General features: G+C 73.5%; 13 protein-coding genes and 7 pseudogenes. 19 read left to right on the forward strand and 1 reads right to left on the reverse strand.

Annotated elements, in window-relative coordinates; translation table 11 throughout:
• Positions 1 to 187 precede the first annotated feature (187 nt).
• From dapA to UK82_RS14540, 19 genes and pseudogenes are all read left to right on the forward strand, one after another.
• The gene (dapA, locus tag UK82_RS14480) at positions 188 to 1,195 is read left to right on the forward strand and encodes a 4-hydroxy-tetrahydrodipicolinate synthase (protein WP_044883862.1); all 1,008 of its coding nucleotides are present in this window, start codon (positions 188 to 190) and stop codon (positions 1,193 to 1,195) included.
• Positions 1,192 to 1,474: MBL fold metallo-hydrolase (locus tag UK82_RS37760; protein ID WP_236705933.1), on the forward strand; the 283-nt coding region annotated here is incomplete at its 3' end. The genes dapA and UK82_RS37760, both read left to right, overlap by 4 nt.
• A 1-nt stretch (position 1,475) precedes the next feature.
• Positions 1,476 to 2,045 (forward strand): annotated as a pseudogene (locus tag UK82_RS37765) (RNase J family beta-CASP ribonuclease); the annotation flags it as partial.
• 1 nt (position 2,046) lies between these two features.
• Positions 2,047 to 2,263: pseudogene (locus UK82_RS37770) on the forward strand (RNase J family beta-CASP ribonuclease); the annotation flags it as partial.
• A 1-nt stretch (position 2,264) separates the two neighbouring features.
• Positions 2,265 to 2,877 (forward strand): annotated as a pseudogene (locus UK82_RS37775) (MBL fold metallo-hydrolase RNA specificity domain-containing protein); the annotation flags it as partial.
• A gap of 360 nt (positions 2,878 to 3,237) precedes the next feature.
• On the forward strand, positions 3,238 to 5,676 hold a 2,439-nt coding region (locus tag UK82_RS14490; protein ID WP_236705934.1), incomplete at its 3' end, for a DNA translocase FtsK.
• A 1-nt stretch (position 5,677) separates the two neighbouring features.
• Positions 5,678 to 5,937, forward strand: a pseudogene (locus UK82_RS37780) (DNA translocase FtsK); the annotation flags it as partial.
• A gap of 104 nt (positions 5,938 to 6,041) precedes the next feature.
• Entirely contained in the window at positions 6,042 to 6,926 is an 885-nt protein-coding gene (locus tag UK82_RS14495; protein ID WP_044883793.1) for a helix-turn-helix domain-containing protein, read from the forward strand.
• Between the two features lie 184 nt (positions 6,927 to 7,110).
• The coding region (locus tag UK82_RS14500) for a radical SAM protein (protein WP_236705935.1) at positions 7,111 to 8,250 on the forward strand (1,140 nt) is incomplete at its 3' end.
• A gap of 1 nt (position 8,251) precedes the next feature.
• A pseudogene (locus UK82_RS37785) lies at positions 8,252 to 8,781 on the forward strand (30S ribosomal protein S12 methylthiotransferase RimO); the annotation flags it as partial.
• Positions 8,778 to 9,569 (forward strand): CDP-alcohol phosphatidyltransferase family protein, encoded by a 792-nt coding sequence (locus UK82_RS14505; RefSeq protein ID WP_370657110.1) that lies wholly within the window; start codon positions 8,778 to 8,780, stop codon positions 9,567 to 9,569. The pseudogene UK82_RS37785 and the gene UK82_RS14505, both read left to right, overlap by 4 nt.
• The gene (locus tag UK82_RS14510) at positions 9,559 to 10,872 is read left to right on the forward strand and encodes a competence/damage-inducible protein A (RefSeq protein ID WP_044883791.1); all 1,314 of its coding nucleotides are present in this window, start codon (positions 9,559 to 9,561) and stop codon (positions 10,870 to 10,872) included. The genes UK82_RS14505 and UK82_RS14510 overlap by 11 nt, the downstream gene beginning before the upstream one ends.
• A gap of 154 nt (positions 10,873 to 11,026) precedes the next feature.
• A pseudogene (locus tag UK82_RS14515) lies at positions 11,027 to 11,292 on the forward strand (helix-turn-helix domain-containing protein); the annotation flags it as partial.
• Between the two features lie 249 nt (positions 11,293 to 11,541).
• On the forward strand, positions 11,542 to 11,918 hold a 377-nt coding region (locus UK82_RS14520), incomplete at its 3' end, for a Dps family protein (RefSeq protein ID WP_236705936.1).
• A 1-nt stretch (position 11,919) separates the two neighbouring features.
• Positions 11,920 to 12,009 (forward strand): annotated as a pseudogene (locus UK82_RS37790) (DNA starvation/stationary phase protection protein); the annotation flags it as partial.
• 178 nt (positions 12,010 to 12,187) lie between these two features.
• The gene (locus UK82_RS14525; protein ID WP_044883789.1) at positions 12,188 to 12,382 is read left to right on the forward strand and encodes a hypothetical protein; all 195 of its coding nucleotides are present in this window, start codon (positions 12,188 to 12,190) and stop codon (positions 12,380 to 12,382) included.
• A gap of 88 nt (positions 12,383 to 12,470) precedes the next feature.
• Positions 12,471 to 13,370: a PspA/IM30 family protein gene (locus tag UK82_RS14530; protein WP_044883788.1), complete on the forward strand. Its 900-nt coding sequence runs from the start codon at positions 12,471 to 12,473 to the stop codon at positions 13,368 to 13,370.
• 19 nt (positions 13,371 to 13,389) lie between these two features.
• On the forward strand, positions 13,390 to 14,289 hold the full coding sequence (locus UK82_RS14535; protein WP_052680967.1) for a phage shock envelope stress response protein PspM: 900 nt from the start codon (positions 13,390 to 13,392) through the stop codon (positions 14,287 to 14,289).
• A 516-nt stretch (positions 14,290 to 14,805) separates the two neighbouring features.
• The gene (locus UK82_RS14540; protein WP_011606798.1) at positions 14,806 to 15,369 is read left to right on the forward strand and encodes an RNA polymerase sigma factor; all 564 of its coding nucleotides are present in this window, start codon (positions 14,806 to 14,808) and stop codon (positions 15,367 to 15,369) included.
• A gap of 44 nt (positions 15,370 to 15,413) precedes the next feature.
• Here UK82_RS14540 and UK82_RS14545 read toward each other — a convergent pair whose 3' ends face one another.
• Positions 15,414 to 16,319, reverse strand: a complete 906-nt coding sequence (locus UK82_RS14545; RefSeq protein WP_044883787.1) for a DNA-formamidopyrimidine glycosylase family protein — start codon at positions 16,317 to 16,319, stop codon at positions 15,414 to 15,416.
• Between the last annotated feature and the right edge of the window lie 29 nt (positions 16,320 to 16,348).

A 16,348-nucleotide genomic window follows, 5' to 3' on the forward strand; every position in this document is an offset into this window, starting at 1 on the left:
GGTGTGGTGGGGCCGTCCGGTCCGGGCGGGTGTGGCCCGCGCGGGCCGCACCGGTCTGGCCGGGGTGGCGGCTCGGGCGGACGATGGGTTCGCGCCGGGTGCCGTACGGCACCGGCCGCAACAAGGACGGGTACAGCAAGGGTGGGTTGTCCGGAGGTTCGGCGGTTTCGCGCCGGCCGGAGAGATGATGTCGGAGGTGCGCTCTAGCGTGACCGGTATGTCAGTGTTGCCGCCGGCGCCGTTCGGGCGCATGATCACGGCGATGATCACGCCGTTCCTGGCGGACGGCGCTCTCGACGAGGCGGGTGCGGCGCAGCTCGCGGTCCGCCTGGTGGACGCGGGCAACGAGGCGCTCGTCGTCAACGGCACCACCGGGGAGTCGCCGACCACGACCGATGCGGAGAAGGCCCGCCTGGTGCGGATCGTCGTCGAGGCCGTGGCCGGGCGCGCCCGCGTCGTCGCCGGCGTCGGGACCAACGACACCGCCCACACGGTGGAGCTCGCCCGGGCGGCCGAGGCCGCGGGCGCCCACGGGCTGCTCGTCGTCGCGCCTTACTACAGCAAGCCGCCGCAGGCCGGGCTCACGTTGCACTTCACCACCGTCGCCGACGCGACCGGCCTGCCCGTTATGATCTATGATATTCCCGGCCGGACGGGGGTGCCGGTGGCGACCGACACCCTGGTGCGGCTGGCCGAACACCCGCGTATCGTCGCGGTCAAGGACGCCAAGGACGACCTGGCCGCCTCCTCCTGGGTGATGGCGCGGACGGATCTGGCGTATTACTCCGGCACGGACGCGCTTACCCTGCCGCTTCTGTCCATCGGGGCCTGTGGGGTCGTCAGCGTCGTCTCGCACGTGGCCACCCCGGCGATCCGTGCCATGATCGAGGCCATTGGGGCCGGTGAGGTGGGTCGGGCGATCGCGCTGCATCAGGGCTTGCTGCCCGCGTATGAGGGAATCTTCCGAACCCAGGGGGTGATCCTGGCCAAGGCCGCGCTGCGGCTCGCCGGGCTGCCGGCTGGTCCGGTTCGGCCGCCGCTGGTCGATGCCACCCCCGCCGAGGTCGCACGACTGCGTGCCGACCTCGCCGAGGCGACGCTCGACGTCGGCGACCCGCGTGGGGCTGGCGCACGCCAGCTACCGTCCGGTCCGCCGGCCGGGCTCGCGGTCGTGGCGGCGGGTGAGGTCTCATGAGCCGCCCGCACCCCGACTACGGCCCGCCCCCGCCGCTGCGCGCGGACGGCCTGCGCATCATCCCGCTCGGCGGAGTCGGCGAGATCGGCCGCAACATGACCGTCTTCGAGCACTCCGGCCGGCTGCTCATCGTCGACTGCGGCGTGCTGTTCCCCGAGGACTTCCAGCCCGGGATCGACCTGATCCTGCCGGACTTCACCGCCATCCGGGACCGGCTGGCCGACATCGACGCGCTGATCCTCACCCACGCGCACGAGGACCACATCGGCGCGGTGCCGTNCCTGCTGCGGGAGCGCCGCGACATCCCGATCATCGGCACCCGCCTCACGTTGGCGCTGCTGAACGCGAAGCTCGCCGAGCACCGGATCAAGGCGGTCACGCAGGAGATCCGCGAGGAGGAGCGGCACACCTACGGGCCGTTCGAGTGCGAGTTCTTCGCGGTCAACCACTCGATCCCGGACGCGGTGGCCGTCGCCATCCGCACCGAGGCCGGCCTCGTCCTGCACACCGGCGACTTCAAGATGGACCAGCTCCCGCTCGACGGTCGGCTCACCGACCTCGGTGGCTTCGCCCGGCTCGGTCGCGAGGGCGTGGACCTGCTGCTGTCCGACTCGACCAACGCCGAGGTGCCCGGGTTCGTCGCCTCGGAGCGGGAGATCGCCCCGGTGCTCGACGGGGTGTTCCGGGACGCGACCCGCCGGATCATCATCGCCTGCTTCGCCAGCCACGTGCACCGGGTGCAACAGGTCCTCGACGCCGCCGAGGCGCACGGCCGCTCGGTCTGCTTCGTCGGCCGTTCGATGGTGCGCAACATGGGCGTCGCGCGTGACCTCGGACTGCTGCGGGTGCCNCCGGGTCTGATCGTCGAGGCCCGGGACGTGGACTCGCTTCCCGACCGCAACATCTGCCTGATCTCCACCGGGTCGCAGGGCGAACCGCTGTCGGCGCTGTCCAGGATGGCCAACCGCGACCACCAGATCCGCATCCAGGCCGGGGACACCGTCGTGCTGGCGTCCAGCCTCATCCCCGGCAACGAGAACGCGGTCTTCCGGGTCATCAACGGCCTGANCCGCTACGGCGCGAAGGTCGTCCACAAGGGTGTCGCCAAGGTGCACACCTCCGGCCACGCCCCCGCGGGCGAGCTGCTCTACGTCCTCAACGCCACCAGGCCGTCCAACGTCATGCCGGTACACGGCGAATGGCGTCATCTGCGGGCGCACGCGAAGCTCGCCGAGGCCACCGGCGTGCCGCCGGACCACGTGGTTCTCGCCGAGGACGGCATGGTCATCGACCTGATCGACGGCCGTGCGCGGATCACCGGCGCGGTGCCCTGCGGCTACGTCTACGTCGACGGTGCCGCGGTCGGCGACGTCGGTGAACCGAGCCTGAAGGACCGCCGGATCCTCGGTGAGGAGGGGTTCATCACGATCACCGTCGTGGTGGACGCCGCCGCCGGCAAGGTCGTCGTCGGTCCCGACCTGTCCGCCCGCGGCTTCACCGACTCGCCCGCCACGTTCGACTCGGTGGCCCGGCTGGTCAGTGACGGGCTCGCGGACGCGATGCGCGGCGGGATGAACGACACCTCGGCCCTGCAGCAGCTCGTGCGGCGCACGGTCGGCCGCTGGGTCAACGAGCACTACCGCCGTCGGCCGATGATCGTTCCGGTGGTTCTGGAGGTCTGATCCGGCGGGGTGGCCCGTCCTCGCCCGCCCGTGCGGGTGGATGTGCCCAGCACGGCACGCCCGGTTCGTCGGGGTTGCAGGGACTCGGTCGCTTCCCTGTGTACCGTTTCGACGGTGGCCACACGTACCAGCGGCGCGCGTACGCGTGTGCAGACGGGGACGGCCACGTCCCCGCCGGGGGGCGATGGGCGTCCGACAGCAACGCGCGGTGGCGCGGGCGGCAAGAGCCGCCCGACCTCCGGCGGCAAGGCCCGCGCACCCGCGGGCGGCCGCACGGCGCGGCCCGGGGGACCCACCCGGTCCGCGCCCGCAGGCCGGGCGAAGGCGCAGGACCGGCAGCGCCGCCCGCCGCTGACCCTGATGGTCGGCCAGGCCGTCGTCCGGACCGTCTACCAGGTGTGGATGGCGGCGGCGACGCTGCTCGGCACCATGCTGCGCCGGACCGGGCGGGGCGCTCGCGACCTGCGCATCGATCCCGCCCACCGGCGCGATGGGCTGGGGCTCGCGGCCTTCGGCGGGGCGATCCTGGCCGCCGTCGCGGTCTGGTTCTCCGCGGGCGGGCCCGTCGGCTCCTTCGTCGCCGCCGTCCTGGAACTGTTCGTCGGCGCCGGGGCGTGGGCGCTGCCCCTGTTCGGTCTGGGGGCCGCCTGGCGGCTCGTGCGCGCGCCCAGCGATCCCGACAGCCGCGGTCGGGTGGTGATCGGCTGGGCCGCACTCGGGGTCGGCCTGCTCGGCGTCGTGCACATCGCCCGCGGGCTGCCCGACTTCTCCGACGGCGTCGGGCGGGTCCGGGGTGCCGGCGGCCTCGTCGGCCTGCTCGGCGGGCGGCCCCTCGCGAGCGCCGTGACGCCGTTCGTCGCCGTCCCGCTGCTGCTGCTGATCGCGGCGTTCGGCGTGCTGGTGATCACCGCGACGCCGATCCGGCAGGTGCCCGAGCGGCTCGCCGGGCTCGTCGAGCGGCTCACCGCCGGGGTGCGCGATCCCGAGGCGCGCCTCGACGACGGCTACGACTCCGACTACGACGACGATCTTGACGATCCGGCGTTCGCCGACGATCTGCTTGACCCGGACGCCGCGGGTGGCGCCCGGCCGGCCCGGGGCCGTCGCCGGAGCCGGGCGGGCGCCGCGCTCCCCGGATCGGACGGGGCGAGCCCGGTCGGTGCGGGTCTGGACGGTGCGGGCGGCGTCGGCGGCGCGGGCCCGGACGATCCGGGTCCGCACGAGGTGTTCGACATCGAGGCCGGGCAGGGTGGCGGCCGGTCCCGGCCGCGCTCCCGGCGCGGTGTCGCCGCGGACGCCGAGGCGGTCGACGGCGTGTCCGCGGCCGGCGACCTCGGCCTCGACCTGTTCGGGGAGCTCGCCGGCCCCGAGGCCGACACCGGCTACGTCGGCGGCCCCGACGACGAGGACCTGGCGGCCGGCCCGGCCGGCGCGGGGGCCGCCTCGGCGGCGCGTTCGGCGGCCGCGGCCCGACGCGGGCGGACGCGGGCGGCGAAGGTGACCGGCGGCGCCGCGGACACGGCGACCGGCGTGCCCGGGCCGGGGTCCCCGAGCGCCCCGGACGAGATCGAGCACCTGGTCCCGCCGGCCGACGGGGACTACACCCTGCCGTCGCCGACGCTGCTGCGTTCCGGCACGCCGCCGAAGGTCCGTTCCGCCGCGACCGACGGCGTGATCGCCTCGCTCACCGATGTCTTCGCCCAGTTCAAGGTCGATGCCCGGGTCACCGGTTTCACCCGCGGCCCGACGGTGACCCGGTACGAGGTCGAGCTGGGTTCCGCGGTGAAGGTCGAGCGGATCACCCAGCTTGCGAAGAACATCGCGTACGCGGTGAAGAGCCCGGACGTGCGGATCATCAGCCCGATCCCGGGCAAGAGCGCGGTCGGCGTCGAGATCCCCAACACCGACCGGGAACTGGTGTCGCTCGGCGACGTACTGCGCAGCGGTGAGGCGCTCGCCAACGCCCACCCGCTGGTCGTCGGCCTCGGCAAGGACATCGAGGGCGGCTACGTGCTGGCGAACCTGGCGAAGATGCCGCACATCCTCATCGCCGGGGCCACCGGCGCCGGGAAGTCGACGTGCATCAACACGCTCATCACCTCGGTGCTGGCGCGGGCGACGCCGGACCAGGTGCGCATGGTCCTCGTCGACCCCAAGCGGGTCGAGCTCACGAACTACCAGGGCATCCCGCACCTGATCACGCCGATCATCACGAACCCGAAGAAGGCGGCCGACGCGCTGCAGTGGGTTGTCAAGGAGATGGAGAACCGTTACGAGGATCTCGCCGCCTGCGGGGTGCGTCACGTCGACGACTTCAACCGCAAGGTCCGCAACGGGGAGATCGTCGCCCCGCCCGGCTCCGAACGGGTGTACACGCCGTACCCGTACATCCTGACGATCGTCGACGAGCTCGCCGACCTGATGATGGTCGCCCCGCGCGACGTCGAGGACGCCATCTGCCGGATCACCGCCATGGCCCGCGCGGTCGGCATCCACCTCGTGCTCGCCACCCAGCGCCCGTCGGTGGACGTGGTGACCGGTCTGATCAAGGCCAACGTTCCGTCCCGGCTCGCGTTCGCCACCGCGTCGCTCGCCGACAGCCGCACGATTCTCGACCAGGCCGGGGCGGAGAAGCTCGTCGGACTGGGCGATGCGCTGTTTCTTCCCATGGGCGCGGGCAAACCGGCGCGTATCCAGGGGGCATTCGTCTCCGAGGACGAGATCGCCGCGATCGTCGACCACACCAAGGAACAGGCGCCGCCGGCATTCCGGGAGGATGTGTTCGACGGGGGCGGCGAGNCGAAGAAGGAGATAGACGAGGAGATCGGCGACGATCTGGCGCTGTTCCTGCAGGCCGTCGAGCTTGTGGTGAGCACCCAGTTCGGCTCCACGTCCATGCTGCAACGCAAGCTGCGCGTCGGGTTCGCCAAGGCGGGCCGGCTGATGGACCTGATGGAGAGCCGGGGCATCGTCGGAGCCAGTGAGGGTTCCAAGGCGCGCGACGTGCTGGTCATGCCCGACGAACTCGAAGGCCTGCTGACGACCCTGCGTAGCGGCTAGGAAGTGCCGGTGGCCGGGTCTGCGCTTTCGAGGCCGGGTGACGGACCGTAAACTGAGCCGGTGCCTCCACGGTAGGCAGAAATTCACGCTTGCGGAGGTCGCTCATGCAATCCGTGGACGATCCGCAGCCGGCCAGCGCCGGCTCGCTGCTCGCCGCGGCCCGTCGCGAGCGCAACCTGACGATCGACGAGGTCAGTGAGCGCACTCGGGTGCGGGCAAGCCTGATCGACCAGATCGAACGGGACGACTACTCCCGTTGCGGCGGCACGGTCTACGCCCGCGGCCACCTGCGCAGCATCGCCACCAGCCTCGGCCTCGACCCCGGCCCCGTGCTCGCCGCCTACGACGCCTCGCACGAGGCGTTGACCGGGCCGGTGCTCGGCGCCCCGCCCGGCGAGTTCGACCCGTTGCGAGGCGGAACCCGGCGCCGGCGCGGCGGGTTCCGCTGGGGCACCGCGATGATCGTGTCGCTGGCCGCGGTGTGCCTGATCGCGGTCATCGCCCTGCTGGTGCCGGGCTCGGGGTCGGCCGGCTCATCCGGGTCCACCCGGCAGGGCGACGCCGCGGCGCCCCCGCCGACCGCGCCGGCACCGACCGCGGCGCCGAGCAGCGCGCCCGTCCCCGCTCCCACTACCTCCCCCCCGTCGGGGGTGAACGTCGTGGTGGCGGCGCGCGACGCGCAGAGCTGGCTGGAGGTGCGTGACGACGACCGCCACGTGCTGCTCGCGCAGCTCCTGCGCTCCGGCGACAGCCGCACTCTCACGGCGCCGGGGGCGCTGAACATCAGGATGGGCAACGCGGGCGCGGTCGACGTGTCCTGCAACGGCCGGAATCTCGGGCCCTCCGGCGGTGCCGGTCAGGTGGTGACGATTCGGGTCAGCGTGGTCGCCTCCGGCGAGTGCGAGGTCGGGCAGGCCGGCCGCAGCCCCCTCGCCGCGGGCCCGCCGCCGTCCGCGCTCGCCACCGCGCCCATCGCGTCGGTGGACTGATCGCGGCCGGCCGGCGGGCGCGGCGACGGCGGGCGCGGCGACCCGGTGCCACCGGCGGCCTGCCGGTCGATCTGCACCGGGTCCGCCCGGGAGGCTCCCAACCTGTGCGAGTCGGCTACCTGTGCGAGTCGGCCATGTCGGGCTGGTGCGGCGCCGGGTGCCGTCACCCCGGTAGCCTGACCTGGTGTCCACTCACGTCCCGCGCCGGGTAGCTCTCGTCACGCTCGGTTGTTCCCGGAACGAGGTGGATTCGGAGGAGCTCGCCGGCCGGCTCGCCGCCCAGGGCTGGGAGCTGGTCGCAGAGGCCGCCGACGCCGACGCCGTGCTGGTCAACACCTGCGGATTCGTCGACGCGGCGAAGAAGGACTCCATCGACGCCCTGCTGGCCGTGGACGACCTGCGGGCCGGCGGCGGCGAATCGGCCGGCGCGGGCCCGCGTGCGGTGGTGGCCGTCGGCTGCCTCGCGGAGCGCTACGGCAACGAGCTGGCGGCGAGCCTGCCCGAGGCCGACGCGGTGCTGGGCTTCGACGCGTACCCGAGCATCGGTGAGCATCTCGAGGCGGTCCTCGGCGGCGCCACCGTGCCCGCCCACACCCCGCGTGACCGGCGCACCCTGCTGCCGATCACCCCGGTGGAGCGGGGCGCCTCGGCGAACGTCGCCGTGCATGTTCCCGGGCACGCCGGCGCCGGCGGGCGGACCGCCGGCGGGCCGGCGAGCGGCGCACCTGATGGGAGCGCCGTGGGCGGGGGCGCGGTGGGTGCCCCGGGTCGTCGCCGGTTGACGGCGGGGCCGGTCGCCGCCCTGAAGATCTCCAGCGGCTGCGACCGGCGGTGCGCGTTCTGCGCGATCCCGTCGTTCCGCGGCTCGCACGTGTCCCGTCCCGTCGACGACGTCCTCGCCGAGGCGGAGTGGCTGGCCGGCGAGGGCGCGCGCGAGCTGGTGCTGGTCAGCGAGAACTCGACGTCCTACGGCAAGGACCTCGGTGACCTGCGGGCGCTGGAGAAGATGCTGCCGCAGCTTGCCGCCGTGCCGGGCATCGTGCGGGTGCGCACGGTCTACCTGCAGCCGGCGGAGCTGCGCCCGTCGCTGCTCGAGGCGCTGCTGACCACGCCGGGTCTCGCCCCCTATCTGGACCTGTCGTTCCAGCACGCCAGCCCGGCGGTGCTGCGCCGGATGCGCCGGTTCGGCGGCTCCGAGCACTTCCTCGACCTGCTCGAGCGCGGTCGCCGTCTGCTGCCCGGCCTCGGCGCCCGATCGAACGTCATCGTCGGCTTTCCCGGCGAGACCGAGGCGGACGTCGACATCCTGGCGGAGTTCCTCGAGNCCGCCGAGCTCGACGCGGTCGGTGTGTTCGGCTATTCGGACGAGGAGGGCACCGAGGCGGTCTCGCTGCCAGGCAAGATCGCCGATGAGGAGATCGAGCGACGCCGGGTACAGATCACCGATCTCGTCGAACAGCTCACCGCCGCCCGGGCGCAGGAGCGGATCGGCAGCCGGGTCGAGGTCCTCGTCGAGGAGGTCGCCGACGGGATCGCCGCCGGATGTGCCGGACACCAGCAGCCCGATGCCGACGGCTCGTGCATGGTCCGACTGCCCGGCCCCGCCGCGGCGGCTGGCCCGTCCGCCGGGGGCCTGCCCGGCGCCGGTCTGCCCGGTGTCGAGGTGGGGGACCTGATCGAGGCCCGGGTCGTCGCGTCCGAAGGGGTCGACCTGGTCGCCGAGTTCACCGCGGTGCTCGACCGGGCCCGCCCCTCGGCCGGTCGGGGCGAGGCCGCGCCGTCGGCAACCGGGGCGCGGGCAAGCGGGGCGCGGGCGTCGGTCCTGGTGGGCCGGCCCGGCGCGGATGGGACGTGACGGCCCCCGAAGCCGACGCCCCGGGCGGCGTCGGCGGGCGGCGGCCGTCGCCGGCCGGCCAGCCCATCCGTGAGCTGCCACCCGTCGACCTCTCGTCGGCCTCGCCCGAGCCGGGCGCCGCCGGCATCGGCGGTCCCATCGCCGCCGTGAACGGTCCGGCCCCGCGTCCGAGCGTGTCCGTGCTCAACGTCGCCAACCTGCTGACGATCATCCGGCTGATCCTCGTGCCGGTCTTCGTGCTGTTGCTGTTCGCCGGCCCCGACGACGACGGATGGCGGTACGCGGCCTTCGTCGCCTACGCCGTCGCCGCGATCACCGACCAGGTCGACGGGTCCATCGCCCGCCACTGGCAGCTGGTCACCGACTTCGGCATCCTCGTCGACCCGATCGCCGACAAGGCGCTGACCGGCGCCGCGCTGATCTCGCTGTCCGTGCTCGGGGAGCTGCCGTGGCCGGTGACGGCGGTGATCCTGCTGCGCGAGGTCGGGGTCACGCTGCTGCGGCTGTGGGTGATCCGCTTCGGGGTGATCGCCGCGAGCCGCGGGGGCAAGGCGAAGACGCTGCTGCTGAACGTGGCGATCGGGCTCTACGTGCTGCCGCTGGCAGGGGTCGCCGCGACCAGCCGGGCGGTGATCCTCGCCGCGGGGGTGGTGGTCGCCGTCGTCACCGGGGTCGACTACGTGTACCGGGCGCTCGCGCTGCGGCGCCGCGCCGCGCGCGGCGCCACCGGCGAGCCCGCGGCCGGGACGGGCATCACCGACGACGAGGGGCTGACGGATGCGCGCTGAGCTGCTGGCGGTGGGGGACGAGCTCCTCTACGGCGACATCGTGAACGGCAACGCCGCGTGGCTCGGCCGCCAGCTCGCCGACGTCGGGGTGACGGTCGCGACGTCCACGGTCGTCGGCGACGACGTCGACGTGATCGCCACGGCGATCCGGGTGGCGCTGGAGCGCGCCGACGCCGTCGTGATGACCGGTGGTCTCGGGCCGACCCAGGACGACCTGACCCGCGAGGGCATCGCCGCGGCGGCCGGCGTCGAGCTGCGCCGCGACGACTTCCTGGAGGCCGAGCTGCGTCGGCGGTTCCGGACGATGGGCCGGCGCGCCGCCCGCGACGTCCCGGTGATGAACTACCGGCAGGCGGACCTGCCCGTGGGAGCGCAGCCGCTGCCCAACGGGCCGGGCACGGCACCGGGCATCCGGATGGAGATCGGCACGGGCGTCGTGTACGCCATGCCGGGCGTGCCCTTCGAGATGAACGACATGTTCACCGGCAGCGTCCTGCCCGACATCCTGCGCCGCGCGGGCCAGCCGGCGGTGGTCGTGCACCGGGTGCTACGCACGGCGGGGATGTGGGAGTCGGTGGTCGCCGAGGCGCTCGCGGCCGAGGTCGACCGGCTGGCGCCGATCGGCAACCCGCGGATCGCGTTCCTGGCCAGCGGCGGCCAGACCCGGGTTCGCATCACCGCCCGGGCACGCGACCGGGCCGAGGCCGAGACGTTGATCGCCCCGGTGGAGGCCGCGGCGCGCACGGCGCTCGGCGCCGGGGTGTACGGCGGCGAGGAGGACTCGCTGGAGAGCGTCGTGCTGGGGTTGCTGCGCGCGCGGTCGGCGACGCTCGCCGTCGCCGAGTCCATCACCGGCGGGCTGCTCGCGGGCCGGCTGACCGACGTGCCCGGGGCAAGTGTGGTGTTCCGCGGTGGCGTCGTATCCTACGCGACCGACGTCAAGGCGTCGGCGCTCGGGGTCGATCAGGCCCTGCTCGCCGCCGAGGGGGCGGTGTCGGCCAACACCGCCGCGGCGATGGCGGCCGGAGTGCGGGCACGCCTCGGTGCCGACTATGGGCTGGCCACCACGGGTGTCGCCGGGCCGGGGGAGCTGGAGGGCAAGCCGGCGGGTACGGTGCACCTGGGCCTCTCGGGCCCGGACGGGACGATCACCCGCTCGCTCCGTCTGCCCGGCGATCGCACGCGGGTGCGTGCCTTCGCCGCCGTGACCGCTCTGGACCTGGTGCGGCGTACTCTGGCGGGACTGCCGGGCAGCGAGATCGCCACCTTCGGTGACGACACCGCCAGCGGGTCGCGGGAGTAATCGCCGGACCCGAGGTGCTTACACAGTTACAGTCCCATCAACGAGGGCCCGAGGGCCACGGTGGTGGGTATACGGTGAACGCATCCCGCGGACGAAGGAGGAGGCTCGATGGTCCTGCTCCGACGCATGATCGGCGAGGCGTTGCGCCGCCGCNGTCAGGATCAGCACCGCACGCTCCGGGAGGTGTCCTCGGCGGCCAGGGTGTCGCTGGGCTACCTCTCCGAGGTGGAGCGTGGGCAGAAGGAGGCCAGCTCCGAGCTGCTCGCAGCCATCTGCGAGGCGTTGGGAGTCCGGCTCGCGGACCTGCTGCGCGAGGTGAGCGAGGACCTGGAGCTCGCCGAGCTGGCGGTGGGTGCGGGCGTCGGCGGGGCCACGGTCGTGGTGCCGGCCCGCCCGACGGTCGTGGATCGGGCTGCCTGAGCTCTCCCGGTCGCGCCCGCTCGACGGCCGCAGGCCCTGCCTTGGGCCGGTCTTCGCGTGCGACCTCCCGCTGGTCACTGCCGGTGTTCGAGGCCGGCCAGGCTTCGTGTGCTGTGGTCCGCACTAGCATGGTTCCTGTGCGTCGACGGTCTTCGGTGACGGAGTGGGACGGTACCGGGAGCTCCGCGTACGGATCTCTTTCCGGGGCACGCCAAGGAACGCAAGCGGCTCCGACCCGAGAGGACGAGCATGAGTGCGATCCGTAGCCCGCTGTCCGACGAGGCCCGTTCCGTCACCGGCGAGGCGTTGCAGGGCGCCTTGGTCGATCTGATTGATCTGTCCCTGTTCGCGAAGCAGTTGCACTGGAACGTCATCGGCCGGAACTTTCGCAGTGTGCACCGCCAGCTCGATGAGATCGTGGAGCTGGCCCGCCGCTACGCGGACGCCGTCGCCGAACGGGCCGTAGCCATCGGGGCGAACCCGGACGGCCAGTCGTCGACCGTCGCCCGCGGCACCCATCTGCACGGAGTCGAGGTCGGTTATCTCGCCGACGAGAAGGTGGTCCGGCTCATCGCCGACGTGCTCGCCGAAGTCGTCACCCGTATGCGCATCCGGATGGACGCGACNGAGCAGCCCGACCCGGTCACCCAGGATCTGGTCATCGACGTCGTGCGCGAGCTGGAGGAACAGCACTGGATGTTCCAGGCGATGGTCTGAGCCCGGCCCGCCACCGGGGCCGCCGCCACCAGGACCACCGGCCCGAACGGGCGACTCCGGTGGCGGCGCGCGGGTCGGTCTGCCNCTCTCCCCGGGTAGTTCTCACGGTGCAGCTTGAGTCGGTCGTCGTCCCCCCGGGCATGGCTCCCGGGCCTGGCCCGCAGGGAGAGAAGATCAGGTGAGCACCGCCTCGCAACCCGAGGAGGATGACGCAGCCCCGGAGCACCTGCCGATCCAGGTCTGCAAGGCGTGTAACGGGTTGGGCGAGCAACTGGTCGTCTTCGCGACGGCGCGCGGCGGCTTCGTGCCGGCCTGCCGCTCGTGCGTGGTCTGCCAGGGACGGGGCCGCACCGCGCTGTGCCCGCCCGTCTGACGGGATGCCCGCCCGTCTGACGGATGGACGACGCGATTGGTGTACCGGCCGGGTCACCACCGGGCCGAGGTCGTGCGACGATCGTGGTATGGCGAATGTCGTCCGCAAGATTGCCCGGTATCTCTCTGCGTCGGCGAACCGCAAGTTCGACGAGCGGGCCGACCCGCGGGTGCAGATCGACCAGGCCATCGAGGAGGCGCGCCGCCAGCACGAGGCGCTCGTGCAGCAGGCCGCGCTCGTCGTGGGAAACCAGCGTCAACTGGAGATGCGGCTGGCCCGTCAGGCCGAGGAGGTCGCCGGCCTGACCGAGTCGGCCCGCTCCTCGCTGCTGCTGGCGGATAACGCGCGGGCCTCGGGTGACCCGGTCTCCGCGGCGAGCTACGAGGAGACCGCGCAGGCATTCGCCGGCCAGCTCGTCTCCGCGGAGACCTCCCTCGAGGATCTGAAGAACCTGCACCGCCAGGCGGCGGCCTCCGCGGCCCAGGCGCGCACGGCGGTCGAGGACAACACGGCGCGGATGCAGCGCCACCTGGCCGAGCGGGCCCGGCTGCTGACCCAGATCGAGCACGCCGCCATGCAGGAGCAGATGACCCAGGCGATGGAGGGCATGTCGTCGCTGGCCCCGGCCGGCGACACCCCGACGCTCGCCGAGATCCGCGACAAGGTCGAGCACCGCTACGCGGTGGCGCTCGGTCGCCATGAGCTCGCCTCGCAGGGGATGGAGGCGCGGATGGTCGAGGTCCGACGCGCGACCATGGACGCCCGGGCCCTGTCTCGGCTGGCCGAGCTGCGCGGCGATCTCGGCAGCGGGACGCCGGCGGCACTCGGTGCCGGGGCCGACCCGCAGCGGCCGTCGCTGACCAAGGGGCAGTCAGACGGCGAGCCGTACCGGGCGCCCGACGCCGGCGGCCGGGGCGCGCCACCGCCTGCCGCGGGCGGGCAGGGCGCCGACGGGCCCGCGTCCGCGCCCGGTGGGCCGGCGGCGTGAGCCGGGTGGGGAGCCGACGGTGACGGACTGGCCGACGCGCGACGGTCGGGCGGACTCCCCCGGCGCCCCCGGTCCCGCAGCCTCCCCCGGTCCCGCGGCCTCCCCCGGCGCCCCCGGCCGGGCGTGGGATCGTGTTCAGGCGCTTCTCGACGGGCGGTCCAGCGTGGCACGCGCGACCGCGGCCGCCGCAGCCGCCGTCGTACCCGCTCTGCCGGCCTGGGTCGGCGCCGACGTCGAGCGACGGTCGCTGGAGCGGGCCGAGCGCCGGGCCGGGCGCGGGCTGCGCTGGGCCCGGCGGCGGGAGGCGGCCAGCGTGTCGATCTGGACCGGGGTCGCCGCGCTGACCCCCGTGGCCGCCGTGGCGTACGACTCCTGGGGCTGGCTGGTGGCCGGCGGGGCCGCGCTCGCCCGGGCGGCCCTCGCCGGGCGCGAACTGGGACTGCTGCGGCGGGCCGACAACGGGCTCCCGCTGCCGCGTACCCCCGCGCCGAGCCTGTGGGAGCTGCGTCGGTCTGCGGCCGCCGAGCCGCTGCGCCGCGGGGAGGCGGGGCTGGCCGCGCTCGTGGCGATGACCCGTTCCCTCGGCCCGGGCCCGGCCCGAACGTTCCTGCAGACGGCAGTGGCCGGCGCGGCGGAGCTGGTCGACGGGCTGCGCGTCGGTGCGGCCCGGGTCGTCGCCTGCGAGGCGGCCGTTCGGGCGATCTCCCATCCCGGGCGGCGGGCCGAGCTCGCCCGGAGCACCGAGGCCCTGGTGGCGACGATGGCGACGTCAGTCGCCGTCTTCGACGACCTGCTCGCCGCGGCCGGCGAGACGGTCGGTACCGTGTCGTCGTCGGCACCCGGCCTGATCAGGCTGCGCGAGGACACCGAGGCGCTGCGGGAGTACGCGGCGGCCCTGCGGGATCTCGCGGGCGTCTAGCCGTCCGGCTTGCCGCAGCCCCGCCGCACGCGGCTGGAGCACCCATGCTCGGGCCGGTACGAACTGCGAGGCTCCGACCACGTGTCGTCTATTCGACTGGGTGGCACCTTCGGGTCGTAGATCGCCACGTTTACAGCCGGTTCACTGAATACGGTGCGTAACGAATGGCAATTAGGCATACGGTCCGTTGGGCTGGAGAACGCCATTCTCTTGGCTTTCTCGGCGTTTTGTCACCGTTTGGTGGTGTTGCTCCGGCGTAGGAGCGNTGGTTCCGGGTCCGTGGAGCGTACGGTGCGTGCATGTTGGGCGGCCGTGCCGCGTGTACGGAGAAGTCGGGACTGGCTTGCCCAGGAGTGGATGTGTAATGTCCGGCTTGTCCAAAGTCCGCTGCTTGGCACTCAGCGGACATAGAAGACCAAGGCGCATCGCGGTTCTGCTGGTGCTGGCGCGCACCAGGCCGGCCGTGATCGCGCTGGGGGGTGGCGCGGTCCGAGCAAGTCAGAGGTGGACTGAACCGTGACATGCCCTGCCGGGGAGTTCCCCCCGGTTGATTCCGCAACCGCGACGGCAACTGCAACGTCCCTGGCCGAGCTGGACCGGCCCTACAGCGAGCAGCGTTGGTCGCTGATGCTGCCCCACCGGGAGCGGCTGATCCACATCGCTCGCCGTCGGCTGCCGAGCAAGGCCGACGCGGAGGACTGCGTGCACGAGGCGTTCATCCGTGCCGCGGGCTTCCGGGACCTCGACGCAAGCCGAGTCGGTCAGTTCCTGACGACGACGGTGCTGCGCCTGTGCGTCGACCACCACCGGGCCCGTCAGCGCGCGGAGCGGGCGGTCGTCCGCGGGTACCTGCAGCCGTGGGAACCCGCGCCCGACGACGCCGTCTGCGACCGGGCGGAGGCCCGCTGGCTGCTGGCCCGGGCCGGTTCGCTGCGTGGCCGTGAGCGTCAGGTGATCATGGCGCGGGCGGCCGGGATGAGCACGCGGGAGGCGGCGGCGGACCTGGAAATCAGCCTCAAGGCGGCCGAGGGTGCCTTCACCCGTGGCCGGGCGCGGCTGATCTCCTTCTCCCGGAACTGACGGTTCGCCAGGATCGGGCGTGTACTACGCGCCATCACGCACCATCAGGCACCACCTTCCCCGGCATCAGGCCGGCGGACGCGGCCGGAGCGCGCCTCGGCGCCTCGGTTCGCACGTCCGCGACGGGCGACGGCTCCTGCGGGAGCCGCCGGTCCGGCCTGGCATCGGGGGCACCAGGTGGTGCGCCGGCTCTCGTCGTCGACCCGGCCGGGTATCCGGCTCTGGTCGGCTGTGAGTATCCGGCTCCCGCACCGCCGGCAAGGCCGCCCGGCCCGGCCGTAGACCCAGTGCTCCTCCCCGGGTCGCATTGACCCGGTCGTCACCTGATGCCCACCGTGGGCGCCGGTCCTGATCATCGCTTGGGCTCGTCGCACGAGTCCCGGTAGATCGGGTACGTCGCCCACGGGCGTCCAGGGTGACACCCCGGCGACAAAGCAGGCCTCGGTCCGCCAGATGTTGCCCAGGCCGGCGATGATGCGCTGGTCGAGCAGCGCGGCACCGATCTGCCGCTGCGGCGTTGCCCGCAGCGCCGCCACCACAACGTCCAGATCCCAGTCCGCGCCGAGCACGTCCGGGCCGAGATGGCCGACGGCGTCCTGTTCGCGGCTCGTCGCCAGCAGCTCGACGACCGCCAGCCGGTACCCGACCGCAACCTGCTCCGCGGTGGTGAGCACGACCCGGATCTGCCAGGCCGGACCGCCCGACCAGGCCACCCCCGGACGGTAGAGGTGCCACGAGCCCTCCATCCGAAAATGGGTGTGCAGGCTCAGCCCGCCGTCGAACCGGGTCAGCAGGTGCTTGCCGCGCGCCGCCACCTCGATGATCCGCTGGCCGGAGAGGTCGGCCGTGGCCAGGTGGGGCACCCGGAAGTCGGTGCTCAGCAGCCGCGCGCCGGCGAGTGCGGCGTCCATCCGCCGGGCCGCCCGCCACACGGTGTCGCCCTCGGGCATCCCCGCCTCCCCCCGCATCCTCCGCGCCT

The organism is Frankia sp. ACN1ag (assembly GCF_001414035.1).
Classification (GTDB): Bacteria; Actinomycetota; Actinomycetes; order Frankiales; family Frankiaceae; genus Frankia; species Frankia torreyi.

Coding starts and splice junctions, on each gene's coding strand:
- dapA (WP_044883862.1), top strand. CDS start 188: ATGTCGGAGGTGCGCTCTAGCGTGACCGGTATGTCAGTGTTGCCGCCG.
- UK82_RS14495 (WP_044883793.1), top strand. CDS start 6,042: ATGCAATCCGTGGACGATCCGCAGCCGGCCAGCGCCGGCTCGCTGCTC.
- UK82_RS14510 (WP_044883791.1), top strand. CDS start 9,559: ATGCGCGCTGAGCTGCTGGCGGTGGGGGACGAGCTCCTCTACGGCGAC.
- UK82_RS14530 (WP_044883788.1), top strand. CDS start 12,471: ATGGCGAATGTCGTCCGCAAGATTGCCCGGTATCTCTCTGCGTCGGCG.
- UK82_RS14545 (WP_044883787.1), bottom strand. CDS start 16,319: ATGCCCGAGGGCGACACCGTGTGGCGGGCGGCCCGGCGGATGGACGCC.